Raw genomic sequence first — 25,636 nt, forward strand, 5'->3', positions numbered from 1 at the left:
TCAAAATTCAAGATTTAAGATTCAAAATTTAAAGTTCAAGATATTTAGCAAATCAATAATTCCATATACCGAAATAAAATAATCATATGAAACCATTATATATACTTTTTATCCTGTCGGCAATCGGATTTACATCCTGCATCGATGAAGACCTGAATATCGACCCTAACCGGCCCTCGTCAGTTCCGACTACCTCGTTGATCTCAACGGCGCAAAAGCATCTGACTGATAATGTGAGAAGCGAACAGGCATCGTTACGAAGCTCGGCATTGTTTGTCCAACAGATCAGCCAGATTACCTATACCAGCCAATCGCGTTATGATATTCCTTTCGGCTATTCGGCAGATATTTGGAGCGGATTGTACAGTGTGCTGAACAATCTGCAGGAAATTATCAACCTGAACACCGATCCTGTCACCAAAGATCTGGTCACGGCGGACGGAGCGGGCAGGAATGCTAACCAGATAGCGATCAGTCGTGTCCTGAAATCGTATGCATACTATGCGCTCACCGATATCTTCGGCGATGTACCTTATAATTCTTACGGCAGCGATGATCCCGATTTTCAGGCATTGCAACAGAATCCCGATAATATTACGCCCAAATATGCTTCGCAGGAGAAGATCTATACGGATATCCTCAACGAACTCAAACAGGCGGGCGATACTTTATTGAAATATTCGGAGGAGAGAACGTTCGGTGTATCGGATATTATTTATGGTGGCGACAATGCGAAATGGGCAAAGTTTGCCAATTCATTGCGGTTGCGGTTTGCCACCCGCTTAAAGACAAAAAACAACTCCCTTTATCAATCCCATTTTGCCGATGCGTTAGAGAAAGGTGTATTCACAAGCAATGCGGACAATGCTGTTTACAAGTATGCCGCCGCTGCACCCAACGAGGCACCTTATTATCGTGCTACTGTCACTGCAAACAGGCGGGATTTCGCTCTCTCGAAACCGTTCGTCGATTTGTTGAAGGGTGAAAACAGCCAGCTCCCGGTTGTCGACCCACGCTTAAGTAAGTACGCATCAGTAAATAACCTTGGTGTCTATGAAGGATTGGCTTACGGGTTGACTGAAGCGCAGGCAGGCAGTTTTGCGGCAGGTGATGTCAGCCTTCCCGGAAGTATCTACAGCGCCGCTGATTATGGAGAGGTGCTATTAGAATATGCTGAAGTGGAGTTTTTAATCTCCGAATACAATAACTGGAGTCAGGCCAACTACGTGAACGGAGTAAGAGCATCTCTCGAAAAATGGGGTGTTGCCTCTGCTGATATAAATGCTTATGTGTCGCAACTGCCGCCGGCCAACGAGCGGAATGTGCTGAATCAGAAATATATTGCCCTGTTCACCCAGTTTCTCGAAGCGTGGAGTGATTATCGTAGAACCGGTTATCCCGATTTCCTGATAAAAAAGGATGGTGTGATCTTTTCAGGAGTGATTGAAGGTCAGCCGGTCACTTATACATTCTCACCTTTGTTCGGTGATGGAGGCGTTCCGTCCAGATTATATTATCCAATCAAAGAGCAGACCGTCAATCTGCAAAGCTATCAGGATGCAATAGCAGCCCAGGGGAATGACGTAATTGAAACCAGGTTGTGGGTTTTCAAATGATCGTTGAGGAAATTTTTAAAACGGACATTCGTAAAACTGAAAACAGTTTCTTAGCTTTGTAAAATATAATGAAAGCCGAGCGAAAAACCAAACTCGTTTGAGTTTTTCCGAGGCGCATCTTATATTCTCTAAATAAAAAAGAAAAAATCATGCTAAAAATTCAATGGACGGTTTATTTATTGGCAGCGCTTTTGATAATGTCCTGCCAAAGGCAAAATACCTTGCAAAACGGAATCTGGAAAGGGGAACTTTCCGTAGCAGAAAATAAGAAGGCTCCTTTTCTCTTTGAAGTCAGTGATGCCGGTACAGATACAGCTTCGGTTACATTACTGAACGGCGTGGAGCGGGTGAAGTTAGACAGCGTCCACTTTCAATCCGACACGCTTATCATCCCTATTGCAGCTTATGATGCTTATATAGAAGGGATTATTTTCGGTGATGCTATCGAAGGAAAATTTATTAAAAACTATATCGAGAACGATCCCGGAGTTCCATTCCATGCTACATTCGGAGTGAAAGAACGTTTTAGTCCGGCTGAAATAACACCTGATACCCGTATCGATGGGAAATGGGATGTACTTTTCATCAGTGAAAAAGGCGATACGACCCGTAATGTGGGAGTTTTTAAATCGGAAAACAATGTTGTAACCGGCTCTATCCTTACTAACTCGGGAGATTTGCGTTTTCTGGAAGGAGTCTATACCGGGTCGGGTGTTGATCTTTCTGCTTTCGGCGGTCTAAGCCCATACCTTATTGAGATCCAATTTTCAAACGATTCGGCTTTTAACGGGAAATTTTATACCACCCGTGGCGTGACGGAAATCATTGGTGCGAGAAATGATTACGCCGAATTGGCAGATCCTTATTCATTGGCCAAATTAAAGCCGGGATACAACTCTCTTGGTTTCAACCTGCCGAATCTTGAGGGTCAGAACATATCATTGAACGATGAACGCTATCGCGGTAAAGTAGTGGTCATATCCATTCTCGGCAGTTGGTGTCCCAACTGCCTGGACGAAATGGAGTTTCTGGCGCCCTGGTATGATGAGAACAAAGACAGGGGTGTTGAGATTATAGGAATCGCTTTTGAGCGCAAGAACGATTTCGACTATGCGAAAACCGCTTTGACCCGGTTAAAGAACAGATACGGTGCAAATTACGAAATCCTGTTTGGCGGGGAAGTCGGACGGGAAAGCGTAGGCAATGCACTTCCCGAAGTGGAGAATTTTTCAAGTTATCCTACCACGCTGTTTATCGACAAGAAAGGAGAAGTGCGTAAAATACATACGGGTTTTAACGGCCCGGCAACAGGACTTTTCTATGAAGAGTTTAAGAAGGATTTCAATTCTTTGATAGATAGTCTTTTATCGGAATGACGTAGTGACCTTTACACCTAAATCATTCTTTTTTGTTTTGCCGGGAGGTGTACTATGGTTATATTTATAGAATATAAGATGCGCCTCGGATAAGCTTAAGCAAGCTTGGCTTACCTCTCGACTTTCACTATATTTGTATCTGCAAAAATATAGTATAATTTAATTTTAATGATATGTGTTTTTTAGATATTGCAAAGAGCAGGTACACCACCAAAAAATATGATCCAAAAGGGAAAATCGCCGATGAAACGATCGAACAGTTGAAGGAGATCCTGCGATTAAGTCCCTCCTCTATAAACAGCCAGCCCTGGAAATTCACTTTTATTTCGGAGGAGAAAACGAAGAGCGAGTTGTCGAAGGTGTCCTATCATAACGAACAGAAAATCAATGATGCCAGTCATATAGTTGTTTTCAGTGTGATTGAAAATGTGGAAGATTTTGAGAACGGGAATCTTACCCTTTTGGGATCTGAAAAAGCTGGTTATTATAACCGTATGGTAAAACCTAAAGGTGAGTCGGAAATTAAATCGTGGTTATCGTGTCAGGTGTATCTTTCTTTAGGATTCTTTTTGAGCGCCTGTGCAAGCATGGGAATAGATTCCACTCCGATGGAAGGGATCCAAACGGAAGCGTACGATCGTATTTTACAACAGGACGGGTACAAAACACTGTTTGCTGTCGCTATCGGTTACAGGGATAAAGAAGATGCCAACCAGCCCTCGATAACCCCTAAATTCCGTCTGGATATGGAAAATGTGATCCGGACTATTTAGTATGGGCTAATGAACGATTAACTCCCACGACACTTGCACCCATTCTGGATAGTGAGATAGAATCCATCCCGAAATGACATTGCAGGTGCAGAATTTTCTTTCCCGTTATGTTGCCCAATAAAGCTGTTTCAATCTGGTTTAAAGATGATTTGCCGCCGACGGTCAAATTATTAAAAGGCTCTTTCAAGATGGCAAAATATGAGATTGGAAGGTTATGATTATAATTACAAGCCGACAAAGTGTTCAAAATTTTCTCGGCTGATTACTGCTGTCTCATGGTTAGGATATGCTTCCAGAAAGGAATTGGCAAAACGAACCTTTTGTGCTTTCCACTTAAATTCAAAAGCGCTCAGCAATCCGTCTTCTTCTTCAATGTAGTCAATTTCCGCCTTATCATGCGTTCGCCAGAAGTACATATTGGTATATCGTCCCTGATAGTGATTGTTTTTTATCCGTTCCGAAATCAGGAAGTTTTCCCACAAAGCCCCTTTGTCTTGTCTTAAATCAATACCGGAAAAGTTATTAATAAGTACATTGCGTATACCATTGTCGTAAAAATAATACTTCTTCCCTTTTTTAATTTCGTTGCGCAGGTTTCGGCTTAAAGCAGGTAATTTAAATATGATAAACGCTTTTTCAAGTAGATCAATGTATTTTTCTACTGTCGCAGTATCTATATTCCCGATGGTTTGGGCCAATTCGTTGTAGCTGACTTCGCTGCCAGCCTGGAACGCCAAAGACTGTAGCAATTTTTCAATATGAGTAGGCTTACGGATATTGTCCAGTTTCAGGATATCTTTATACAGATAGCTATTCGCAATCTCAATAAGTGTACTCTTTTCACTACCCGGATTGTTTACTACTTCAGGATATGAGCCAAAAATCAGCCGTGTTTCCAAAAGTCTTCTCGCTTCCAGAACAGACTGATCCTGTGCTATTTCCTTATAACTAAGAGGATACAGATAAAATGTTCGTTTTCTCCCGGTGAGTGGTTCTGCCATCTTATTCTGTAAATCAAAAGAAGAGGACCCGGTAGCAATAACCTGGATATCGGGGTTAGTGTCGTAAATTAATTTTAGTTTTTTGCCAATATCCGTAATTTGCTGGGCTTCATCTATTACAACCAGTTTGTTGTTTTTTCCAATCAGTTGTAATAGTTGTGTGCTGGTGGTTGCCGTTTCAAAAGCCTGTAAAATATCAGCCTCATCTACGTTCAACCAGATGGATGGTATGTCAATTTGAGAAATGACCTCTTTCAATAATGTCGTTTTTCCCACCTGACGAGCACCTAAAAGAAGTATGATTTTCCCTTTAAAGCAACTGCTCTGAATAGTTTGCTGTAAATCCCGAAGTTTCATAATTAACCAATTTAAACCTCAAAAGTAGCAAAAAAACTTTCTATTCTAAAATATAGGCGTAATTTTTCGATTATAATCTAAATATTAGGCGTAATCTTTCGATTATGATCTAAATTCCCGGTCTGGTTTGAAATCCTTCCATGCGAGATATCCCATCGTATAACGAAATTTTGCCTCACTTATTCCGACGGGAATATGCGAAAATGACAGCTGTGCTATGCAGCCGTTTCGGTTTACAGCATATCGAGGTTGCTGAGGATATTGCAAGCGATACATTTCTGAAAGCATCGGAGAACTGGGCAATTGATGGTGTTCCCGAAAATCCTGAAGCATGGCTTTATGCAGTTGCTAAAAATAAGGCAAGAGATTATCTCAAACCAATGCCCTACTGGCGTTGATGTGTTTTCAAAGTTCGCGATTGGACGCACGGATAGATGGAAGTGGAGAAACCGTTCTTTTCGACAAACAGGATAAAAGTCTCTGGGATAGATCACTGATTGAACGGGCCAATTATTATCTGGTAAGTGCTACCAATGGAAATGAAATCTCGAAATATCATCTTGAGGCGGGTATTGCGTACTGGCACACAACCTCCGCTGATGAAAATAAATGGCAGCACATTCTGCAATTGTATAATCAACTCATTCTGATTGAATATTCTCCTGTTGCTGCATTGAATCGGACATTTGCTTTCGCTAAAGTGTACGGACACGAAAAAGCCATTGTTGAAGCAGAAAAGCTGAATCTTACGGGTAACAACCACTATCACGAGTTGTTGGGTTACCTGTATGCCGATATAAATATTGAAAAGGCTGTCAATCAATATGAACAAGCCATCCGGCTTACAAAATCCAAAATGGAAAAACAAACATTACAAAAAGAGATCAATCGCCTGAAAGGGGACAATCGTATATGGCGCTGTTAAACAATGCTTTGTACTCGTTCTGCAAAGCAATCTCCGGTCATCTTTGTCGGGTTGATCTCCTTTATATAAACCTGACGATTTTTTCTGAATCAACAAAACAAAAATGGCTTTGCAGATGTTCCTAATAAATTGAAACTCCGGCTGTAAACTGTCGACAACCGACAGTTTACAGCTCAATATCTATAACAACCCTTTTAAAATAGATATAAAATGCAAACAATCAGCCGAATAATGATCCTCTTTCTCTCCCTCTTTATGATTACCTGTTCTTCCAATAAGAGTGAAAACTCAAATAAACCACTATCCTATACGGGATATGATTTTGATTTTTTACTTGGTGAATGGAATAGAACCAATGATGAGGAAGGAAAAAGGACTTTTGAAAATTGGAAAAAGGAAAACGACTCAACTTATATAGGAGAGAGCTTTACATTAAGAGATAACGATACGATTTGGAAAGAGAATACGGTCCTGTCATCCATTGATGGAGTTTGGTATTATCAGGTGAAAATGAAGGGTGATAAGGAATCTACCGATTTCAAAGTGATCGATTATGAAAACAATTCTTTTACTTGTGAGAACAGACAGAATGAATTCCCTAAAACGATCAGGTACTGGAAAACAGATAATATACTGAATGCGGAGATTGCAGACGATGAAATAAAAATCCCGTTTATATTTGAAAGGTAATATGAAAGTACATTCCCTGCAGCATGTACCCTTTGAAGGATTGGGTTATATTGGAAACTGGTTGACGAAAAATAATCACACGATTGCATCCACCCGTTTTTATGAATCTGCCTATCATTTGCCCGAAGCGGAAGATATAGACGTATTGATCGTTATGGGCGGACCGATGGGTGTATATGACGAAGACTCTTTCTCCTGGTTGAAGGAAGAAAAAGCATTTATCAGTAACTGCATTCAATCCGGTAAAAGAGTATTGGGTATTTGTCTGGGCGCTCAACTTATAGCTGAGTGTCTGGGTACTAACGTAGATAAAGCTGCACATAAGGAAATCGGTTGGTTTCCTGTAATGTGCACGCAAGAAAGTAAGCAGTTAGGATGGTTTTACGAGTTGTTCAAAGACAATCCGACCGTTTTTCATTGGCATGGCGACAGGTTTGAAATACCGAAGGAAGGACTCAACCTGCTTTCATCCGACGCCAATACCAACCAGGCGTTTTATTACAGCGAAAATGTAATAGGTCTGCAATTTCACCTGGAAGTAACGGAAGAAACGGTCGGGTTAATATCGGAAAACTGTGCCGATGAGCTCTGTGAAAACCCTTGGGTACAAACCAGAGAGCAGATAAAAACCGGAACAATGATCTATGCTGATAACTGCAATTGGATAATGGAAGGGATTTTGCAGAATTTACTGGATGGATAGTGTGAAAAGTTAGATTGCGTTTTCACTTATGATATCTATGAATTTTACGGGAATAAATTACAGGCAATAACTTCGTACTGTATTGCAGACAAAGCTAGGAAAGAATTACAACCGATCTTGTGTGAAATGGATTTACTTTGGATAAACGGTATTGATCCCGGGAAACACCATATGCAATTTGTCAGACCTGTTACTTTTGCGACAGGAGACACCTGCCAATTTTGGTTTATGAGAAAGTTAAATAAAATGGAACCTGGTTAAGGAGCCTGAAAGGACGAACATTCGTAAAGTCGGCCTTGTTTCATGTATGGAGCTTTCAATAAAGAAACTCTTTTAAAGACTGTTAATTATGGATGATTTAAGGTTTAAAGGAAAATGGAACGAGTTGAAAGGTCGCGCCAAACAAGAATGGGCTGATCTGACGGACGACGATCTTCTCTATGAAGAAGGCAAAGAAGATGAACTGTATGGAAAAATCCAACAAAAGACCGGCAAAGCCAAAGATGAAATACGCAACTGGTTTAATCAGCAATTGGACAAACTATAAGTCAGATACTTTACTGTGATAAGGGTAGTTGTCACCAGACAATTTCCCTTATTCTTTTATAAGACAAATTTTTACCATTAAAAAAATAATAACTATGACAACATATCAGGATTATAAATCATGTATTGATGCTTGTCTTGCCTGCGCAAGCGCGTGTAATTATTGTGCTTCTTCATGTACGAAAGAAGAAGATGTGAAAATGATGGCAAAATGTATCCAAACGGATATGGAATGTGCTGCTATATGTTACGCTGCCGCCCAATTGATGAGCCTGGGCAGCGAAAAATCGAAAGAAATATGCAGGTTATGCACCGAAATATGCGACCAATGCGCCGATGAATGTGAAAAACATTCGCACGATCACTGTCGGGAATGTGCGGAAGCTTGCAGGAAGTGTGCCGATGAATGTCGGAAAATGGTAGGATCCCATTATTAATTCTGTGATCGAAAATCTGTAGGGGAGAATCCGGCTATCTTTTTGAACATCCGGCTGAAATGGTGCGGATACTTGAATCCCGATAATATTCTAAATTTTAGACCCAATACTTCGATTATAATCGAAGTATTGGGCTGATTTTTCGGTTATGATCTGAATTTTTAGCCTGATCAAAGTATCGAGGTATCAAAAACATCTGAATCTGAAGCAATATAAACAAGAATGATTACATTATTTGCCCATATGATAGGATTGGAGGTACTTCTTTTTAAAAAAATCATAGGAGAAATAGATTAAAAATTTGTTCATTTAAAATAATGTTCGTAATTTTACGAACATTATTGTTAAGCAAGAGCAGAGTAACAGACGACAAACCGAAATCAAAGGACAAACTTGTTTGGATTTTGATGAGCTGAGAAGGAAGATGGCAAAGTCAAATTTATTTATCTTGCCGAACGCAGAATTGAAAATCGAGGAGCGAAGGCGACTCAAAACGACTAATGTAATTGAACAATTTAATGGGATTTTGAATATGAAGATCAATAATAATGTCGAAGAACAGGAGATTATCGCCCGTTTTGCCAAGGCAATGGGACATCCTACCCGTGTTGCGATATTGCTATTTTTAGCATCGCAGGAAAGTTGTTTTTTTGGTGACATTCATGATGAACTTCCGATAGCAAAGGCTACCGTATCCCAGCATCTGAAAGAACTCAAGGAAGCGGGTCTAATTCAGGGAGAGATAGAAACCCCAAAAGTGAGGTATTGCATTAATAAGGAGAACTGGGAAATAGCCAGTAAGCTGTTCGCAGACCTTTTTAGTGTATATGCCACAAAAGATATATGCTGTTAATAGCATATATTTTTTAATGAGAATGTTTGTTGTTCGGCGAATTACGATTTATAATTGTATGAAAATAAAAGTATTCGATACAGGATGCTCAAGGTATGAATGGAGCTCAGAAAGTCGTAAGCAAATAGGGTAAGTACAATTATATTTCTTGTATTAATTGAAAAAATATATAACAAATGAAGATATTAATTCTTTGCACCGGCAATAGTTGCAGAAGCCAGATGGCTCACGGTTTCTTACACTCTTTTGATGATACATTACAAGTCTTTTCTGCAGGAACCAAACCTGCAGAAAAAGTGAATGCAATGGCTATTCAGGTGATGGCTGAAATAGGTATAAATATCAGTAACCACGTTCCGCAGAGTATTGAGAAATACAAAGATCAGGAATGGGATTATGTAATAACGGTATGTGATAGCGCGAAAGAGAGCTGCCCGGTATTTTCCGGCAAGGTAAAACATCGTTTACATATTGGGTTTGATGATCCTTCCGAAGCTACGGGAACCCCTGAGTTTGTTAAGGATGAATTTCTACGGGTTAGGGATGAGATAAAGATGCGTTTTCAGGAATTATATATAAATCAGATTAAGCCGGAGTTATCCAGCCATAATTGATAATAAGTAGAATGGAGAAGAAACAAGGGATAGGTGTTTTTGAAAAATACCTTACCATATGGGTGACTATTTGTATTGTCGTAGGGATTGCTATAGGACAATGGTTCCCGGTCATCCCGGAAACGTTGAGTAAATTTGAATATGCCAATGTATCAATTCCGGTAGCTGTTTTGATATGGTTAATGATATTTCCAATGATGCTCAAAGTTGATTTCCAGAGCGTCAAGGATGTGGGTAAACGTCCGAAAGGGATCATCATCACCTGTATTACCAACTGGTTGATTAAGCCTTTTACCATGTTCGGGATAGCTTATTTATTCTTTTTTGTAATATTCAAAGCATTCATCCCGTCTAAATTAGCGGAAGATTATTTGGCCGGGACCGTATTGCTTGGAGCTGCGCCCTGCACGGCCATGGTGTTTGTATGGAGTTATCTCACCAAAGGAAATGCAGCCTATACACTTGTACAGGTAGCTGTAAACGATTTGATTATACTGGTGGCATTTGTACCGATTGTAGCGCTTTTATTGGGGATAGGCGGAATTTCCATACCCTGGAATACATTAATAATTTCAGTACTTCTCTTTATTGTAATACCCCTCCTGGCGGGTGTTATCACCCGTACTACCGTGGTAAAGAAAAAAGGGATAGTATATTTCAATAACGTTTTTATCAATAAGTTCAATAATTTCACTATTGGCGGACTTTTACTTACGCTGATCATTCTTTTTTCTTTTCAGGGAGAAACCATATTAAATAATCCCCTGCATATTCTGTTGATAGCCATCCCATTGATAATACAAACCGTTTTCATCTTCTTTGTAGCATATGGATGGGCAAAATGGTGGAAACTGCCCCATGATATTGCTGCACCTGCAGGAATGATTGGAGCAAGCAATTTTTTTGAACTGGCTGTTGCTGTTGCCATTTCACTCTTCGGGCTGCAGTCAGGTGCGGCATTGGCAACGGTTGTCGGAGTATTAGTCGAAGTTCCTGTTATGCTTATGCTTGTCAGGATAGCGAACAATACACGAGAATGGTTTAAAGTAATATATTAGTGGTTCTATTTGCTCTACGTAAATAGAACAGTATAAAACTTTATTGATGTTTTTCATGTTTCAATTAAACTTTTGATAAAGAATAAATGACAACGAGACAAGAGGTTGGTGTAAAGCAGCATAGCTAATTAGCAATATTATTGACAGGATATCCTATAGATTATTCAAGAGAAAATAGAGGAAGTTTCAGGAAGTAATAGGGAAAAGGTTAAACTGAAACTGGAAATTGGTAAAAGTAAAGGTTTTTAAGGTGTGATCATTGCTATTTTTCAAACATTCAGTATCTTTGAATGTAAAGAAAGAAATTCATTAAACGTCCGCATTAAGAACGAATAGTATATATGGTTAAAGCAGACTCACTTAAAATGAGTTTCTGTTCCGGCTTATTTTCTGATGAGAGCATGTGTCGTGAGGAAATGCACAAGGTGAGGAAATGCACAAGGTCTACCGTCTTGTCTAAACTCAGAATGAGATTGATGATGTTTTCCCGATTTAAATTGTAAATTTGCAAAACGCATTCATCGAGATACAAATGAACAGGTCAGAATTACTCAATATCCGTTTATATAACCAGTTGCTTTTATCCCATGAAATAGGAGATCCTCACGAAATCGTATCATGGATGGGAGCTATGCAGTCCCAGGCGCTTGATATGGCTAAATGGGCGATTGGTACACGCCTGGAAAACAGGAATGTAAAGGATATTGACGAAGCATTGAACGCAGGGAAGATTATCCGTACCCATATTTTACGTCCGACCTGGCATTTTGTGTCGGCAGAAGATATTCACTGGATGTTCGACCTTTCCAATCCACGATTGAAACCCATTTATCGTTCCTATGCGAAAACATTCGGTGCAGACGAGTCTCTGATATACCGGGCTGTACCTGTACTGGAAAGGGTCCTGATAGGAGGGAAGCACCTGACTAAACAGGAAATCGGAGATGCCTTGCTTGAACAGGATATAATATTAGATGACGGACACCTGCAGTTAACCATATCTTATGCCGAGATGGAAGGAATCCTGATTAACGGCCGGCTAAAAGGAAATAAGCAGACTTTCACTCTGTTTGAAGAGTGGGTTCCCCGTCGGAAAACTCTGAGCAAAGAAGAGGAACTAGAATATTTGGCACGGAGATTTTTTACCAGCCACGGTCCGGCTACCATCCATGATTTCGTCTGGTGGTCGGGATTGACTATGACACAATGCCGACAAGCCATTGAAATGATAAAGGCAGACTTTATTTGCGAGACAATAAACGGACGCGATTTTTGGATGAAAAACGATGTTAAAAATCCACCTGCGGATGAGAACTATGCTTTGTTGCTTCCTCCGTTCGATGAATTTGTAGTGAGTTATAAAGATCGTTCCGAAATAATTGATGACATACACTATGGTAAAGTGATGACAAAAAACGGCCTCTTTTCCCCTACGATTATACTGAATGGGGAGATTATCGGTTCATGGAGGAAAGTCACTCAAAAAGGTTCTCCCCGCATAGAACTCTCTTTTTTCGAAAAGACACCTAAAAGAAAACAAGACCTCTTCAAATCCGAAATAAAGCGCTTGGAGAGTTTTTATTCTAAAGAATAGTAATCCTTTGGTTCATCTTTATGAATGTAGAATGGGGCGTCGTAATTTGGACATTTCCGGCGCTTGATTTTAAATGATAGACTTGTTAATTGGATTATTTTACCAAATTTTGATTAAATTTGTAGCGATTACATACTGTGGAAGTTGATATGTAATATATTAATTATCAATAATATAAAATACAACTATTATGTGTGAGAAAACGCGAAAAACAGGTTCTTCGAGCGATGCCGTCTATGGACTGGGGCTGATAGGTGCAGCTATCTATTTTATCTCCACCGCCACGACGTTTTGGATGGGAGTGCTGGGATTCCTGAAAGCGATTGTATGGCCGGCATTCCTGGTGTATGAAGCTTTCAGATACCTGCTGGCCTGATCGGGGATATTGATTTTTCCCGGGTCAAAGATAGAATAAGTGCCGGGAGGGCCGGCAATTCATCTCAAAGGTGAAACCGGCCTAAGAATTCCAGTTTGTCGCTTGCAGCCAATCCATTGGGATTGCATCCCGGTTCCCCTTCCGGAATTGCCATTCCAAGGCTGTCGTAATGTGCCACCCAGGTGGCATCGAATTCTCCTGTCTCCGGATCGATAAAAGTCATGGGGTTCAACTTGAAGATCGAGTCATTTTCAAACATCCTGTAGATAAATTCTGAACAATAGTGGCTTGTATCATTCCATACATAGGAGAAATTATAGGGTTTTCCTAACATCTCCTCAGCCAGAGGCCATCCTCTGTTGATACTATTGCTATATTCACCTTTTAACCTGTAACGATAAACGGCAGATCCCCGCTCATCCATAAAATCTTTCAATAATATTTTTCGTGTGCCCTCTTTCGGGGAAGCGTCCAGTACCCAAATAGTGTCCGAATCGATCCGGATAATGGCGACATGTTCGTAATTTGTTTTCATTTCCGTTTGTGTTACCCGGCTGATGGCAGAGGAGAGTCCGTGATCCTCTGCCACTATAAATAAAAGATCCCCATCCCTGATCTCATTCTTGTTGGAACAGGAATATGACAATACCAATAAACAGCAAAAAAGTATAATATTTCTTCTTTTCATTCTGATAAAACACGAAAATAAAACCATTCCTATTCAAAGGTAATCTTTTCCCTGCAAATATGAAACCTTGATAGTCGAAAACCCGGAATTGTCAGAACTGAAATCTGAATTATTTTCTCTCTTTCTTTTTGATTTTTAATAAATTGAAACTACATTTGCTACTATGAACCGAAAAATAATCCATATCGACATGGACGCTTTTTACGCATCCATTGAACAGCGCGATAATCCCGAACTTCGGGGTAAGCCTGTAGCGGTGGGATATGGTGAAAAACGGGGTGTGGTCGCGGCGGCGAGTTATGAAGCACGTAAATATGGGGTTCATTCGGCGATGGCTTCGGTGACAGCTCTCCGCAAATGCCCTCATATTATTTTTGTCATGCCCCGGTTCGATGTCTACCGAAGCGTCTCCAACCAGATCATGCAGATCTTTTTTGAATATACCGATAAGGTGGAACCTCTCTCACTCGATGAGGCATTTCTCGACGTGACGGTGAATCATAGGGGATTGCGTTCTGCGACCATGATTGCGAAGGAGATCAAGCAGAAGATATTTAACCGTACGCGCCTTACCGCCTCTGCCGGCGTTTCCTACAATAAATTCCTGGCAAAAATCGCTTCGGACTATAATAAACCGGACGGGCTGTTCGTCATTGAACCGGATAAGGCGGAGGATTTTATAGAAAAATTGCCTATAGGTAAGTTTTTCGGGGTAGGAAAAGTAACGGCGGCACGAATGGTGGAACTGGGTATCAAGACGGGATACGACCTGAAGCAGTGGAGTGAAGTCGATCTGGTGCGTGAGTTCGGGAAGGCGGGGATTGGTTATTATCATTTTGCCAGAGGCATAGATGACCGGGAGGTCGAGTCGGAGAGAGTCCGTAAGTCGTTGGGTGCCGAAGAGACTTTCCTGGAAGACCTGAATGAAATTGTGGATATGCTGGCCGCACTCGATGAGATTGCCCGGGAGGTATCCCGTAGGGCTGAAAAACGGAAATTTCTTGCCAGGACACTCACGTTGAAAATCAAGTATGCCGATTTCACCATCATAACCCGAAGCAGAACCGTAAGCTATTACATCAAGACCTACCGAGAGTTGTTCGAATTGGGTAAGGAACTGTTATTACAGGTCGATGATCTGGAAGAGAAAAAGATCCGCCTGATGGGACTAACCCTGAAAAATGCCGATATCGACTCAACTCACCTACCGGTCGATGGATTTCAGTTATCACTTGATTTTAAGGACTGAATACTGATTAAGAATTACCAATTACCAATTACCAATTACCGAGTGCCATTACCATTGTCAATTATCCATTGTCAATTATCCATTGTCCATTGTCCATTGTCCATTGTCCATTATCCATTGTCCATTATCCATTGTCCATTTCCAAAGCCGAATAATTCTAAAAGAGATAGTCCCCCTATAAGAAGAGTAACGAGTATGACCGCTGTAAAAATAATTAGCAGAAGACTATAAAAGAACATCAACATTGTTCGTTTAATAGTTTGCCACCAGGTGCCACGGAAAAGTTGCTTATAATCCCATACAAACAATACAAAGATACCTAAAACGGAAAGATCATATAAATTGCCTACTTCAGCCTTCCCTCGAAATAACAAATAAATGCTGCTGACAAGCAGTATCTGACCGGCAATATATGTTTGCACAAAAATATGTTCAGTATAATTATAATGACGGTTATAGACCCGTTTGCGAAAAGCCATACGGGTAGCCAACGCAAAAAGAGGAAGAGTAAAAATGATACTGACGGCCTTGTTTCCATGTGCCCAATTCTTCAGAATATTCCATACCCTTTGCATGAAAGGACTTTCTATCAGTTTTCTTTCAGAAATATGTACCGTGTTATCTACAATGTTATCTATCCAGTCAGGAGAGATGTCAGTATCCTCTTTCCCATCATGGCCCGGTTGGGACTTTTGGGTACCTGATTGACCGGATTCCAACTCAACAGGTCTATTTAAATATTTGATAGCTTGTTCCAATACTTTTTTACCGGTTTCATCTTGCATGGTGTCCAGCTGCATTTGTAACTGATCTCTGGCATCTGTTATTTCCTGTTGTTTTGTCGATTTAACAGTATTTTCCTTTTTTAATGCATCAGGATCAATAAATTGAACCAGCAAAATATATACGGCAGCCAATACAAAAAGTGTCTGAAAAGGACGAAAATACCGGACACGTTTTCCTGCAATGAAATCATTGATCATGTATCCCGGCCGGTATAGCAATTCAAGTAATGTGTATCCGAAACCTCGGTCGATATTACTTAATCCGCCCAATGCGTGTAAAATACCTGACCGGAAGTTGAATCGCTGTACTTCTTTGCTTTGGGCGCAATGATTACAATAGTTTCCGGTGAATGTGTGTCCGCAGTTTTTACAAATGGTGGTTTCTTTCGGAGCAGCCTCAGATATGGAACGTCCCCTGATCTGTTTGATATGGATCATCCTTCGGAATGCTACCCATTTCCGGAGTTGAAAGTATCTATGGTAAATACTTTTCCAACCTTTCCGTGTTGGAGGGAACAGCAAATCGTTTAAATCAGTCAATATGACCCGGTGCGGAAAGGCTCGTAGTTCCCCGGCTGTTGTCATTCCGGTCAGCACGCCGGCGAAGTCCACGCCGGCCTCCATTGCTGTTTCGGCATCGACCAGAGAGTCTCCGACATACAATGTTTCTTCCCGGGAACAACCCAGTTGCGCAAGCGCCAGAAATACACCTTCCGGCGAGGGTTTATGCGATTCTACGTCCTCGCCTCCGATGATCACATCAAAAAAATCATCGGGGAAATAATCTTTCAGGAAGCTCTGTATCCTGAAACGGAATTTGGTGGAGACAATACCCATCCGCGCTCCCTGTTCCTTCAGCCTGGTTAAAACGGCAATAGTTGCGGGGAAGAGAACCGTATTTGCATTCATATGGATATTTGCCTCTTCGGAATATTCTTTTTGCATGGACGCCAATTGTTCCGGGTCGGTTATCCCTGTAAGAATAGAAAACGATTCTTTTAAGGTTTTCCCGATCGTACGTTTGATCGCTTCGTCAGTGACATCCCTGAATTGTCGACGATCAAGGACATTCCTGAAACATATAAGGATCCCCTGCGATGAATCGGCCAGCGTATAATCGAAATCGAATAGATAGGCAGTGTAGTTCATTGAATGCAATTTTCGGTAAAGGTAATATTTTGGAGTTAAAATTGCAGACTTTTCCCTTTCGGCATGGCTTTCAGTATATTTTTGCGGACAGTACGTATAGCGGGAACTAAATCGTGTTCCATCATTTCGAGTATTGTTTTAAGTTCCTGCAATAATTCCGGCGTGAGACGGCAAAGTTCATAAGCCAGCTTCATGCATAGGGACTGTACGCCGGGTAGTTCCCGCTTCGAGATCATCCGCTCCAGGCAGAAATCCAGCAAATCGATCCGCGGCGGATTGTGTAATGGCTGCCGGAACAATAAAGAGAGGATCAGCCTTCGTTTTCCCGGATGTTCACACACCAGGAGAGCGTCGATCAATTCATCCTGTTTATCATATAACCATACATTTTCGCCTGAGGAGAAATGGGTCATTACCCAGGCTGCATTATAACCTATACTGTCATCATTGTCGAAAAGGCATTCATACAATTCCTGCTTTTTCTGATTATTATTTTGGACAAGAAAGGTGATTTCATGAATGTCTTGCATTCCTATCCGGTGGGATAGTCTGGTTTTTAGATCAGAATTTGTTTCCGGTGCCATAGTATCCATCTTAAATGGGGAGTTGAACTTCTGATAAACAGGCGGGATTTTGGATTGCCTTGATATCCTATAGTAAAAAGTTCTCAGGCTTCTTTCCCTGAATACCTTTGTAACGGGATTTTATCTCCTCGATATCCTTCTCATAATCTCCGGAAGGATGGATAAGCCCAAGAGACAGGGCTTCCTTTGTGCTGTAATCCAGACCGACCAACAATATCGGCACACCCGCTTTATACGCAATATAGTAAAATCCCTTTTTCCACTCTTTCACCGGCTTACGTGTCCCTTCCGGAGTAATGGCCAATTGCATCTGGTCGCGTCGGTTGAACTCCGATGCCAGGGTATCGGTGAGTGAGGAATTCTTTTCCCTGGTTACAGGAATACCTCCTAAACTCTTAAAAAATAAGTTGAAAGGAAAGACGAACCACTCTGCCTTAATAAGGAAGTTGGCTGTTCTGCCGATAGAGGAATAAGCCAGTTTTGCTATCAGGAAATCCCAGTTGCTGGTATGAGGTGCCACGGCGATCACGCATCTGGAGAGAACGGGAAATTCGCCCCTGACCCGCCAGCCGAGGATTTTATTGAAGATAAATTTACTGATCCGTTTCATTCTCTCAGTTTTTTAATGTGGTTAGTGTACTGTTCGGAGTTCATTTTGAAGGCTTGCTCCGGATCGCGTCGCTGAGTGACGTTCAGTACAGCTGAAACCTCAATGTGGTTTACTGCTCAAAGCTCGTTTTGCAACTGTTCCCAACTATGCATCGTCTGGTCTAAGCGGGCTTTGGTGTCTAAGTATTTCTGCAGCAAATCCATGTTCGAAGCACCTTCCGGAGTGGAGAGTACCGACTCCATCTCCGAGATCTTCTTTTCAAGCGCTTCTATCTTATTTTCCGCCTCTTCAATCTGCTTCTCCAACTTGCGCTGTTTACGATTCAATTCTTTTTGTTCCTGATAGGAGAGTTTGCTCTCCGACGGTTGCTCCTGTTTCTTCTCCATTTTAGCTGCCGCAGTTGTAGAGAGTTCCAACTGCTGCAGGGTTTCCAGCTTCTTTTTGTCCAGAAAGTCATAGATGCCACCCAGGTGTTCCGTCACTTTTCCTCCGCCGAACTCATATACTTTGCTCACCAGTCCGTTCAGGAAGTCGCGGTCGTGCGATACGATGATAGCAGTGCCGTCGAATTCACTGATCGCTTTTTTCAGTACTTCTTTCGAGGCGATATCGAGGTGGTTGGTAGGCTCATCCAGAATAAGCAGGTTGACCGGCTCCAGAAGCAGCCGGATCATTGCCAGGCGGCTTCGTTCGCCACCCGACAACACCTTCACTTTTTTGTCGGACGCTTCGCCACCAAACATAAAGGCGCCGAGGATATCACGTATTTTGGTGCGGACATCGCCTACTGCCACATAGTCGATGGTATCGAATACCGTCCTATCCTCATCCAGCAGTTGTGCCTGGTTCTGGGCAAAGTAACCGATCTTCACATTATGTCCTAATTCCAGTTTTCCGCCGTGACCGATCTCGTTCATGATACATTTGACGAGGGTGGACTTCCCTTCGCCGTTCTTTCCTACAAACGCTACCTTCTCACCCCGCTCGATGGTGAGCGTGACATCTTTGAAAACAAGATGATCTCCATAGCTTTTCGATACCTCTTCCATGACGATGGGGTAGGAACCTGAGCGTGGTGCGGGTGGGAATTTCAGGTTGAGGCGGGAGTTATCTACTTCATCCACCTCGATCCGTTCTATTTTCTCCAATTGTTTGATGCGCGACTGTACCTGGTTCGATTTAGTCGCCTTGTATCGGAACCGTTCTATAAATTCTTCGGTATCCTTGATCTGCTTCTGCTGGTTTTCATAGGCCCTCTGCTGTTGCTCCCGCCGTTCCCGGCGCAACTCCAAATATTTGGAGTAATTCACTTTATAGTCATGAGCATTACCCAGTACGATTTCTATGGTCCGGTTGGTTACGGCATCCAGGAAAGCACGGTCGTGCGATACCAGCATGACGGCGTTGGAGTGTGTGGTGAGAAAATTTTCCAACCACTGGATCGACTCTATGTCGAGGTGGTTGGTCGGTTCGTCGAGCAGCAGCACATCCGGAGCCTGCAATAATATCTTCGCCAATTCGATACGCATACGCCAGCCACCGCTGAATTCACGTGTAGGGCGGTCGAAATCGCTCCGCAGAAACCCCAGTCCCATCAGCGTCTTTTCCACTTCGGCTTCGAAATTGTGGATCCCCGACATTTGTAAAAGCTCCTGCAGGTCGGTCGCCCGTTCAATCACTGCCTGGTAGGCTTCTGTCTCGTAATCGGTGCGTTCGGCCATTTCGGTGTGTAATTGCTCTAACTCTTTCTCCATCTTTTGCAGGTGAGAGAAAGCGAGGGAAGCTTCTTCACGTACGGTACGGCTGTCGCTCAGCTTCATTTGCTGCGGCAGGTAACCGATGGAGACGCCTTTGGGTAAGGAGACCACGCCGCCGGAAGGCTGTTGCAGCCCCGCCATAATCTTCAGGAGCGTCGATTTCCCTGCACCGTTCTTGCCGGCAAGGGCTACCCGCTCGTTCCTGTTCAGGACGAATGATATACGGTCAAGTAGGGTGAAACCGCCGAACTCAACGGTAAGGTTCTCTATACTGAGCATTTATATCTTGTTCGTTTGTATTTTGTGATTGCGACTAAATCATTCGCCTGTTGATGTCTTACGACCCATGATGATCTCCTGAATGGTTACCGGCTTTTGTTCTCCGGTCTCCATATTCTTCAGCGTGATCTTTCCCTCTTTCATTTCGTTTTCGCCCACGATAGCCACGAAAGGGATATGGTTACTGTCGGCATACGACATCTGTTTCTTCATCTTGGCTGCATCGGGATAAAGTTCGCAACGGATACCGGCGTTTCTCAATTGTTGCATTACCGGAAGAAGATAAGCGGCCTCCTTTTCACCGAAATTGACAAACAGTAAATCGGTAGTGTGTGTGAAACTTTCCGGGAAAAGGTTGAGTTGGTTCAGTACGTCGTAAATCCGGTCGGCACCGAATGAGATACCCACGCCGGAGACGCCCGGTAGCCCGAAGATACCGGTCAGGTTGTCATACCTGCCACCGCCGGTGATGCTTCCGATTTCAACGTCGAGCGCTTTCACTTCGATGATGGCACCTGTATAGTAGTTGAGTCCCCGTGCCAGAGTCAGGTCGAGTGTTAACTCATTTTTCAGTGAAAGCAGATCCGTCTTATCGAAAATATATTCTATCTCTTCCACGCCTTTCAATCCGGTAGGAGAGGATGCCAGTACCTCTTTCAACTGACCGAGTTTTTCCCGGGTGGTGCCACTCAGTAACAGGATAGGTTGTAACTTTTCTATCGCCTCTTGTGTGATCCCTTTTGATACCAGCTCTTCATTCACCTTCTCCGTGCCGATCTTGTCGAGTTTATCGATGGCGACGGTGATATCGGTGATCTTATCGGCTTCACCAATGATCTCGGCGATACCGGAAAGGATCTTCCGGTTGTTCAGCTTCACCGAAACACGGATGCCGAATTGGGAAAAGACTTCGTCGATGATCTGGATCAACTCCACCTCGTTGAGTAGAGAGTCAGATCCTACGATATCGGCATCACACTGGAAAAATTCGCGGTAACGTCCTTTTTGGGGACGGTCGGCACGCCATACCGGTTGTATCTGGTAGCGTTTGAAGGGAAAGGTGATGTCATTGCGGTGCATTACCACGTAGCGGGCAAAGGGAACGGTAAGGTCATACCGGAGTCCTTTCTCCGAAATCTTATTGGCTGTCTTCGCAGAATTACCTTCGGTAATATCTTCCACACTCAAATCTCCTAGGAAATGGCCGGAGTTGAGTATCTTGAACAGCAGTTTATCACCCTCTTCGCCATATTTTCCCATCAGGGTGGAGAGGTTTTCCATCGCAGGAGTTTCAATCTGGCGAAAGCCGTAAAGACGATACACCTCTTTGATCGTATCGAAAATATAATTCCGTTTCGCCGTCTCTTCGGGCGAAAAATCCCTTGTCCCTTTGGGTATGGAAGGTTTTTGCATTATTCTCTTGATCTTTGTTTAGGGCTACAAAGATAAGTAAACTAAAAGTGAAAAGTGAAAAACTAAAAATTTTTCACTTTTCACTCCGTAGATTTTGTGTCATCATTCGACTCACAAAATCATTTTTCACTTTTCATTTTTCATTTTTAACTTTACAACAGGTTGCTCGCCAACTCGGAGAGTTCACTCCGTTCACCTTTTACGAGGTTTACGTGTCCGAACAGGTTCTGTCCCCGCATCTTGTCGATCATATAAGCCAATCCGTTAGACTGTGTGTCGAGATATGGCGAGTCGATCTGCTGAAGGTCGCCCGTGAACACCATCTTGGTACTTTCTCCGGCGCGGGTAATAATAGTCTTTACTTCATGCGGAGTGAGGTTCTGCGCTTCATCAATGATGCAGAAGGTGCCGGTAAGGCTTCGTCCGCGGATAAATGCCAACGCTTCTATTTCCAGTTGTCCTGATTTCTGCATTTCGTCGATCAGCCTGAGGTCAGAACTGTTTTGTCCAAGGGCTGCCTTGATCACATTCAGGTTATCAAAAAGCGGCTGCATATAGGGTGCGATCTTCTGCTTCTCGTCGCCCGGCAGGTAGCCGAGGTCTTTGTTCGACAGGGAGACGATCGGGCGTGCCAGTAATATCTGGTTATAGATCTTATTCTGCTTCAGAGCGGATGCCAGCGCCAGCAAGGTTTTTCCCGTACCCGCTTTTCCGGTAAGTCCTACCAGTTTTATTTCCGGATCGTTCAATATCTCGAAAGCAAATGCCTGTTCCGCATTGCGTGGCTGGATGCCGAAATTGAATTCTTTCTCGATCTTTTTTATTTTTTGTGTGAACGGGTTGTAACGTGCCAACACGCTGTTTCTTTCGCTCTTGAGGATAAAACATTGATTGGGATCGAGTTGGATCTCGAAATTGAACTCATCGATATCCACACCGCCTGCCTGAGCATATACCTTATCGATCAGGTCGGGATTGATACCTTCGATCACCTCTTCGCCCTGGGAAAAAATATCGACATTCGTCACCTTGTCGTTGATATAATCTTCGGCCAGCATACCGAGGGAACGTGCCTTCATCCGCAAATTAATATCTTTCGATACCAGAATGGTTTTCATCTCCGGGTGCTTTTCAGCTACTTCCGAAACTACAGTAAGAATACGATTGTCCGGTGTTTTTTCGGGGAAAGCGTCGATAATCTTTCTGTTATCTTTTGAACCGTTTACGATATAGAGTTTACCTCTACCGACTCCCATATCGGCACCATTGGTGAACAGGTCGTCATCGGTGATAAGATCCAGTTCACGCACAAAAGCGCGGGCATTGAAATTGATCTGGTCGCTTCCTTTCTTGAACTTGTCCAGCTCTTCCAGTACCACGAAAGGGATATAGATGTCGTTCTCCTCAAAATTGTCGAGGCAGTTGAAATCATGCAGGATCACATTCGTGTCGAGGATAAAGTTTTTCTTGGCACTTGCTGCTGTAGGTCTTGTATTGGTCTTACTCTTGCTTTTTGTTCCGGTGGTTTTTGTTTTCCCGCTGGTTTTACTCTCAGTTGTTGTCATATCTTTCTAATTTAATATGTGTAATTCAGATCCCATTCTTTGTTTGTCGCTACCCATTGTAATAAAAAACACAATTCAGGGAAGAATGTTTTGGCTGGTATGATTTTTTGCTCTGCTGGAACAAAAAAACTATCTTTGCCGGGTTTCTTACTCCCTGCAAATGTAATGAAAGTTGAGAGGCAAGTCAAGCTTGCTTGAACTTGCCCGAGACGCATCTTACATTCTATAAATATAGTAGAAGCCGAGAGATAAGTCTAACTTGTTGAACTTATCCGAGGTGCACCCTAATTATTCTACAAATGTAACGAATTTTATGAAGAAAATATTATTAACAATCAGCTGTGCAATGATAATGATGACTACCCCGGCAAAAGAGAACCCTTTTCTTAAACCTTTTGCTACCCCTTATGGAACGGCTCCGTTCGATTTAATCAAAATAGAGCATTATGAACCTGCTTTCGAAAAAGCGATAGAAGAGCATCAGTCGGAGATTGATGCAATTGTCGCTAATCCCCGGAACCCTACTTTTAGCAACACCATCGAAGCGATCGAATATTCCGGTGAGATGTTAACCCGGGTGAGTAGTGTCTTCTTCAACCTGCTGAGCGCCGAGAGCAATGATGAGATGATGGAGATATCGCAACGGTTAAGTCCGAAGTTATCACAACATTCCAACAATATCAGCCTGAATGAAGAGCTCTTTAAACGGGTGAAAGCGGTGTATGACGTACGCCATACTTCCGGACTTACTCCAGAGCAAATCCGGCTGACCGAGAAATACTACGAGAACTTTGAAAACAGTGGGGCCACGCTATCTCCCGAAGGAAAAGAGAAATACCGCGAGTTGTCGATGGAACTGAGCAAGACTAGCCTTGCATTCGGGCAGAATAACCTCCGGGAAACCAATGCTTTTGAGATGGTACTTACCGATAAGGCCGATCTGACGGGATTGCCGGAGAGTCTGATAGATGCTGCCGCCACAAAAGCAAAGTCGAAAGGAAAAGAAGGGTGGCTGATCGATCTGTCGGCGCCCAGCTATATGGGATTTATGAAATATTCCTCGCGCCGCGATCTACGTGAGAGACTTTATATGGCTTACAGCACGAAAGGTGTAGCCGGTGGAGAATTCGACAACCAGGAAAATATACGGAAGATCGTGAATCTCCGTCTGGAGATCGCCCGTCTGATGGGGTATAACACCTATTCTGAATATGTATTGAAGAACAGGATGGCGAAGAATGAGGCGGCAGTTTTTGGATTGCTCGACAGGCTGGCAGAGGCATTTACGCCGACAGCCCACCAGGAACTGGAAGATGTGAAGTCGTTTGCCTCAGAGATGGAAGGAAAACCGTTCGACCTGCAACCGTGGGACTGGAGCTATTATGCCGATAAGCTGAAAGACAACCGTTTTGATTTGAACGACGAGATGACGCGTCCCTATTTCGAATTGGAAAATGTGAAAAAGGGCATTTTCGGACTGGCAACGGATCTCTACGGTTTACAATTTGTGAGAAACAGGGATATTCAGGTCTATCATCCTGAGGTGGAGGCCTATGAGGTATTCGATGAAAATGGTGATTTCCTTTCCATTTTATATACCGACTTCCATCCCCGCGATGGCAAGCGTTCCGGCGCATGGATGACCTCTTTTAAAGAGCAATATATGAGAGACGGTAAAGACAACCGTCCCCATGTTTCCATTGTAATGAATTTCACCCGTCCAACCGAGACCAAACCGGCGTTGCTTACTTTCGACGAGGTGAAGACATTCCTGCATGAGTTCGGTCATGCGTTGCATGGTATGCTGTCGAAATGCACTTACGAAACACTTTCAGGTACCAGTGTTTACCGCGATTTCGTAGAACTACCCTCGCATATCATGGAAAACTGGTTGGTACAGAAGGAATATCTCGATAAGTTCGCTTTCCACTACCAAACAGGTGAAAAGATGCCTGAAGAGCTGTTGCAGAAAATAGTGGATGCGTCCAACTACAATACCGGTTATGCTACCTTGCGTCAACTCTCATTCGGATACCTCGATATGGCGTGGCATTCTTTGGAAGCACCGTTTGAAGGAGATGTCCGTGCATTTGAACAGGATGCCATGGCACGTGTACAACTCCTGCCGGTAGTTCCCGAAACATGTATGTCTGCTTCATTCAGTCATATATTCTCAGGAGGTTATGCGGCTGGTTATTATAGTTATAAATGGTCGGAAGTGATGGATGCGGATGCTTTCTCCGTTTTTAAGAAGAATGGTATTTTTGACAAGGAAACCGCCCGTTCATTCAGAATCAATATTTTAGAGAAAGGAAACACTGAAGATCCGATGACGCTTTTTATTCGTTTCCGTGGTCAGGAACCCAGTGTGGAAGCCCTACTCAGAAGAAATGGCGTTGATAACTAAAATAGTGTTTGATAATTTTTTTGCAAATTTATTGCTGATTTGTTTTGTCGGAATTAATTTATCCCTATCTTTGTTGTGCATAAGTATTTTTTTAGCGGGCCGTTATTTAGTTTCTTCACTCATTGTTAAGTTATTTCCTAACTCCTCTTTAATTGAAAGGACTTCTGCACAATTTATTTATTTTTCAAGTTCGTTAGTTAAAACTATGCACTTTCAGTGCAAGGCTTTAGC

The 25,636-nt window shown here is 42.6% G+C and carries 24 protein-coding genes and 1 pseudogene; 16 read left to right on the plus strand and 9 right to left on the minus strand.

Going from position 1 to position 25,636, the window contains the following annotated elements:
- The first annotated feature begins 86 nt into the window (after positions 1 to 86).
- From U2P89_RS01295 to U2P89_RS01305, 3 genes are all read left to right on the plus strand, one after another.
- Complete coding sequence (locus tag U2P89_RS01295) at positions 87 to 1,616, plus strand: SusD/RagB family nutrient-binding outer membrane lipoprotein (protein ID WP_322190385.1); 1,530 nt, start codon at positions 87 to 89, stop codon at positions 1,614 to 1,616.
- Between the two features lie 149 nt (positions 1,617 to 1,765).
- A complete protein-coding gene (locus U2P89_RS01300; protein ID WP_091909430.1) occupies positions 1,766 to 2,992 on the plus strand; it encodes a TlpA disulfide reductase family protein in 1,227 nt (408 codons plus the stop codon).
- Positions 2,993 to 3,165: 173 nt separating this feature from the next.
- Complete coding sequence (locus U2P89_RS01305) at positions 3,166 to 3,765, plus strand: NAD(P)H-dependent oxidoreductase (RefSeq protein WP_091909427.1); 600 nt, start codon at positions 3,166 to 3,168, stop codon at positions 3,763 to 3,765.
- Positions 3,766 to 3,775: 10 nt separating this feature from the next.
- On the opposite strand, the pseudogene U2P89_RS01310 reads toward U2P89_RS01305, so the two are convergent.
- Both U2P89_RS01310 and U2P89_RS01315 read right to left on the minus strand, forming a co-directional pair.
- Positions 3,776 to 3,919, minus strand: a pseudogene (locus U2P89_RS01310) (SAM-dependent methyltransferase); the annotation flags it as partial.
- Between the two features lie 70 nt (positions 3,920 to 3,989).
- A complete protein-coding gene (locus U2P89_RS01315; protein ID WP_175456853.1) occupies positions 3,990 to 5,123 on the minus strand; it encodes an ATP-binding protein in 1,134 nt (377 codons plus the stop codon).
- A 140-nt stretch (positions 5,124 to 5,263) separates the two neighbouring features.
- Here U2P89_RS01315 and U2P89_RS01320 point away from each other — a divergent pair, with 140 nt between their 5' ends.
- The 11 genes from U2P89_RS01320 to U2P89_RS01370 all read left to right on the plus strand — a co-directional run bounded on the left by U2P89_RS01320 (position 5,264) and on the right by U2P89_RS01370 (position 12,919).
- Positions 5,264 to 5,521 carry a sigma factor gene (locus U2P89_RS01320; protein WP_322190387.1) on the plus strand — a complete coding sequence of 86 codons (258 nt, stop codon included), beginning with the start codon at positions 5,264 to 5,266 and terminating at the stop codon, positions 5,519 to 5,521.
- A gap of 20 nt (positions 5,522 to 5,541) precedes the next feature.
- Positions 5,542 to 6,048: a DUF6596 domain-containing protein gene (locus U2P89_RS01325; RefSeq protein ID WP_313381963.1), complete on the plus strand. Its 507-nt coding sequence runs from the start codon at positions 5,542 to 5,544 to the stop codon at positions 6,046 to 6,048.
- Between the two features lie 210 nt (positions 6,049 to 6,258).
- The gene (locus U2P89_RS01330) at positions 6,259 to 6,738 is read left to right on the plus strand and encodes a DUF6265 family protein (protein ID WP_313381962.1); all 480 of its coding nucleotides are present in this window, start codon (positions 6,259 to 6,261) and stop codon (positions 6,736 to 6,738) included.
- Position 6,739: 1 nt separating this feature from the next.
- On the plus strand, positions 6,740 to 7,441 hold the full coding sequence (locus U2P89_RS01335) for a type 1 glutamine amidotransferase (RefSeq protein WP_322190388.1): 702 nt from the start codon (positions 6,740 to 6,742) through the stop codon (positions 7,439 to 7,441).
- Positions 7,442 to 7,790: 349 nt separating this feature from the next.
- Positions 7,791 to 7,988, plus strand: coding sequence for a CsbD family protein (locus U2P89_RS01340; RefSeq protein ID WP_076928941.1), 198 nt, complete (start codon positions 7,791 to 7,793; stop codon positions 7,986 to 7,988).
- Between the two features lie 94 nt (positions 7,989 to 8,082).
- Positions 8,083 to 8,424: a four-helix bundle copper-binding protein gene (locus tag U2P89_RS01345; protein ID WP_313381960.1), complete on the plus strand. Its 342-nt coding sequence runs from the start codon at positions 8,083 to 8,085 to the stop codon at positions 8,422 to 8,424.
- Between the two features lie 532 nt (positions 8,425 to 8,956).
- Positions 8,957 to 9,277, plus strand: a complete 321-nt coding sequence (locus U2P89_RS01350) for a metalloregulator ArsR/SmtB family transcription factor (protein WP_313381959.1) — start codon at positions 8,957 to 8,959, stop codon at positions 9,275 to 9,277.
- Between the two features lie 176 nt (positions 9,278 to 9,453).
- Positions 9,454 to 9,891 (plus strand): arsenate reductase ArsC, encoded by a 438-nt coding sequence (locus tag U2P89_RS01355; RefSeq protein ID WP_092122514.1) that lies wholly within the window; start codon positions 9,454 to 9,456, stop codon positions 9,889 to 9,891.
- 11 nt (positions 9,892 to 9,902) lie between these two features.
- Positions 9,903 to 10,949 (plus strand): ACR3 family arsenite efflux transporter, encoded by a 1,047-nt coding sequence (gene arsB / locus U2P89_RS01360; RefSeq protein ID WP_019539591.1) that lies wholly within the window; start codon positions 9,903 to 9,905, stop codon positions 10,947 to 10,949.
- 532 nt (positions 10,950 to 11,481) lie between these two features.
- Positions 11,482 to 12,543 carry a winged helix DNA-binding domain-containing protein gene (locus U2P89_RS01365; RefSeq protein WP_313381718.1) on the plus strand — a complete coding sequence of 354 codons (1,062 nt, stop codon included), beginning with the start codon at positions 11,482 to 11,484 and terminating at the stop codon, positions 12,541 to 12,543.
- A 190-nt stretch (positions 12,544 to 12,733) separates the two neighbouring features.
- Positions 12,734 to 12,919 (plus strand): hypothetical protein, encoded by a 186-nt coding sequence (locus U2P89_RS01370; protein WP_019539593.1) that lies wholly within the window; start codon positions 12,734 to 12,736, stop codon positions 12,917 to 12,919.
- Between the two features lie 64 nt (positions 12,920 to 12,983).
- On the opposite strand, the gene U2P89_RS01375 is transcribed toward U2P89_RS01370, so the two are convergent.
- Positions 12,984 to 13,607: a YiiX/YebB-like N1pC/P60 family cysteine hydrolase gene (locus U2P89_RS01375; protein WP_026327344.1), complete on the minus strand. Its 624-nt coding sequence runs from the start codon at positions 13,605 to 13,607 to the stop codon at positions 12,984 to 12,986.
- A gap of 163 nt (positions 13,608 to 13,770) precedes the next feature.
- Between U2P89_RS01375 and dinB the strand changes: the two genes are divergently transcribed.
- A complete protein-coding gene (gene dinB / locus U2P89_RS01380) occupies positions 13,771 to 14,856 on the plus strand; it encodes a DNA polymerase IV (protein WP_313381719.1) in 1,086 nt (361 codons plus the stop codon).
- A 110-nt stretch (positions 14,857 to 14,966) separates the two neighbouring features.
- Here dinB and U2P89_RS01385 read toward each other — a convergent pair whose 3' ends face one another.
- The 6 genes from U2P89_RS01385 to U2P89_RS01410 form a co-directional block, all read right to left on the minus strand.
- Positions 14,967 to 16,790 carry an HAD-IA family hydrolase gene (locus U2P89_RS01385; RefSeq protein WP_313381720.1) on the minus strand — a complete coding sequence of 608 codons (1,824 nt, stop codon included), beginning with the start codon at positions 16,788 to 16,790 and terminating at the stop codon, positions 14,967 to 14,969.
- Between the two features lie 35 nt (positions 16,791 to 16,825).
- Positions 16,826 to 17,320, minus strand: a complete 495-nt coding sequence (locus U2P89_RS01390) for a hypothetical protein (protein ID WP_313381721.1) — start codon at positions 17,318 to 17,320, stop codon at positions 16,826 to 16,828.
- A gap of 121 nt (positions 17,321 to 17,441) precedes the next feature.
- Entirely contained in the window at positions 17,442 to 17,984 is a 543-nt protein-coding gene (locus U2P89_RS01395) for a 1-acyl-sn-glycerol-3-phosphate acyltransferase (protein ID WP_091909291.1), read from the minus strand.
- A gap of 116 nt (positions 17,985 to 18,100) precedes the next feature.
- Complete coding sequence (locus U2P89_RS01400; protein ID WP_313381722.1) at positions 18,101 to 20,020, minus strand: ABC-F family ATP-binding cassette domain-containing protein; 1,920 nt, start codon at positions 20,018 to 20,020, stop codon at positions 18,101 to 18,103.
- Positions 20,021 to 20,059: 39 nt separating this feature from the next.
- Positions 20,060 to 21,433 carry a histidine--tRNA ligase gene (gene hisS, locus U2P89_RS01405; RefSeq protein ID WP_019539600.1) on the minus strand — a complete coding sequence of 458 codons (1,374 nt, stop codon included), beginning with the start codon at positions 21,431 to 21,433 and terminating at the stop codon, positions 20,060 to 20,062.
- 152 nt (positions 21,434 to 21,585) lie between these two features.
- Entirely contained in the window at positions 21,586 to 22,998 is a 1,413-nt protein-coding gene (locus U2P89_RS01410) for a PhoH family protein (RefSeq protein ID WP_313381723.1), read from the minus strand.
- A gap of 313 nt (positions 22,999 to 23,311) precedes the next feature.
- Between U2P89_RS01410 and U2P89_RS01415 the strand changes: the two genes are divergently transcribed.
- Positions 23,312 to 25,405: a M3 family metallopeptidase gene (locus U2P89_RS01415; RefSeq protein WP_313381724.1), complete on the plus strand. Its 2,094-nt coding sequence runs from the start codon at positions 23,312 to 23,314 to the stop codon at positions 25,403 to 25,405.
- Positions 25,406 to 25,636: the final 231 nt, after the last annotated feature.

It is taken from the genome of Proteiniphilum sp., from assembly GCF_034331125.1.
Lineage (GTDB): Bacteria > Bacteroidota > Bacteroidia > Bacteroidales > Dysgonomonadaceae > Proteiniphilum > Proteiniphilum saccharofermentans.

Excerpts from the sequence above, each read along its gene's own strand:
- U2P89_RS01295 (WP_322190385.1), top strand. The coding sequence starts at position 87 with ATGAAACCATTATATATACTTTTTATCCTGTCGGCAATCGGATTTACA.
- U2P89_RS01300 (WP_091909430.1), top strand. The coding sequence starts at position 1,766 with ATGCTAAAAATTCAATGGACGGTTTATTTATTGGCAGCGCTTTTGATA.
- U2P89_RS01305 (WP_091909427.1), top strand. The coding sequence starts at position 3,166 with ATGTGTTTTTTAGATATTGCAAAGAGCAGGTACACCACCAAAAAATAT.
- U2P89_RS01315 (WP_175456853.1), bottom strand. The coding sequence starts at position 5,123 with ATGAAACTTCGGGATTTACAGCAAACTATTCAGAGCAGTTGCTTTAAA.
- U2P89_RS01320 (WP_322190387.1), top strand. The coding sequence starts at position 5,264 with ATGCGAGATATCCCATCGTATAACGAAATTTTGCCTCACTTATTCCGA.
- U2P89_RS01330 (WP_313381962.1), top strand. The coding sequence starts at position 6,259 with ATGCAAACAATCAGCCGAATAATGATCCTCTTTCTCTCCCTCTTTATG.
- U2P89_RS01335 (WP_322190388.1), top strand. The coding sequence starts at position 6,740 with ATGAAAGTACATTCCCTGCAGCATGTACCCTTTGAAGGATTGGGTTAT.
- U2P89_RS01340 (WP_076928941.1), top strand. The coding sequence starts at position 7,791 with ATGGATGATTTAAGGTTTAAAGGAAAATGGAACGAGTTGAAAGGTCGC.
- U2P89_RS01345 (WP_313381960.1), top strand. The coding sequence starts at position 8,083 with ATGACAACATATCAGGATTATAAATCATGTATTGATGCTTGTCTTGCC.
- U2P89_RS01350 (WP_313381959.1), top strand. The coding sequence starts at position 8,957 with ATGAAGATCAATAATAATGTCGAAGAACAGGAGATTATCGCCCGTTTT.
- U2P89_RS01355 (WP_092122514.1), top strand. The coding sequence starts at position 9,454 with ATGAAGATATTAATTCTTTGCACCGGCAATAGTTGCAGAAGCCAGATG.
- arsB (WP_019539591.1), top strand. The coding sequence starts at position 9,903 with ATGGAGAAGAAACAAGGGATAGGTGTTTTTGAAAAATACCTTACCATA.
- U2P89_RS01365 (WP_313381718.1), top strand. The coding sequence starts at position 11,482 with ATGAACAGGTCAGAATTACTCAATATCCGTTTATATAACCAGTTGCTT.
- U2P89_RS01370 (WP_019539593.1), top strand. The coding sequence starts at position 12,734 with ATGTGTGAGAAAACGCGAAAAACAGGTTCTTCGAGCGATGCCGTCTAT.
- U2P89_RS01375 (WP_026327344.1), bottom strand. The coding sequence starts at position 13,607 with ATGAAAAGAAGAAATATTATACTTTTTTGCTGTTTATTGGTATTGTCA.
- dinB (WP_313381719.1), top strand. The coding sequence starts at position 13,771 with ATGAACCGAAAAATAATCCATATCGACATGGACGCTTTTTACGCATCC.
- U2P89_RS01385 (WP_313381720.1), bottom strand. The coding sequence starts at position 16,790 with ATGAACTACACTGCCTATCTATTCGATTTCGATTATACGCTGGCCGAT.
- U2P89_RS01390 (WP_313381721.1), bottom strand. The coding sequence starts at position 17,320 with ATGCAAGACATTCATGAAATCACCTTTCTTGTCCAAAATAATAATCAG.
- U2P89_RS01395 (WP_091909291.1), bottom strand. The coding sequence starts at position 17,984 with ATGAAACGGATCAGTAAATTTATCTTCAATAAAATCCTCGGCTGGCGG.
- U2P89_RS01400 (WP_313381722.1), bottom strand. The coding sequence starts at position 20,020 with ATGCTCAGTATAGAGAACCTTACCGTTGAGTTCGGCGGTTTCACCCTA.
- hisS (WP_019539600.1), bottom strand. The coding sequence starts at position 21,433 with ATGCAAAAACCTTCCATACCCAAAGGGACAAGGGATTTTTCGCCCGAA.
- U2P89_RS01410 (WP_313381723.1), bottom strand. The coding sequence starts at position 22,998 with ATGACAACAACTGAGAGTAAAACCAGCGGGAAAACAAAAACCACCGGA.
- U2P89_RS01415 (WP_313381724.1), top strand. The coding sequence starts at position 23,312 with ATGAAGAAAATATTATTAACAATCAGCTGTGCAATGATAATGATGACT.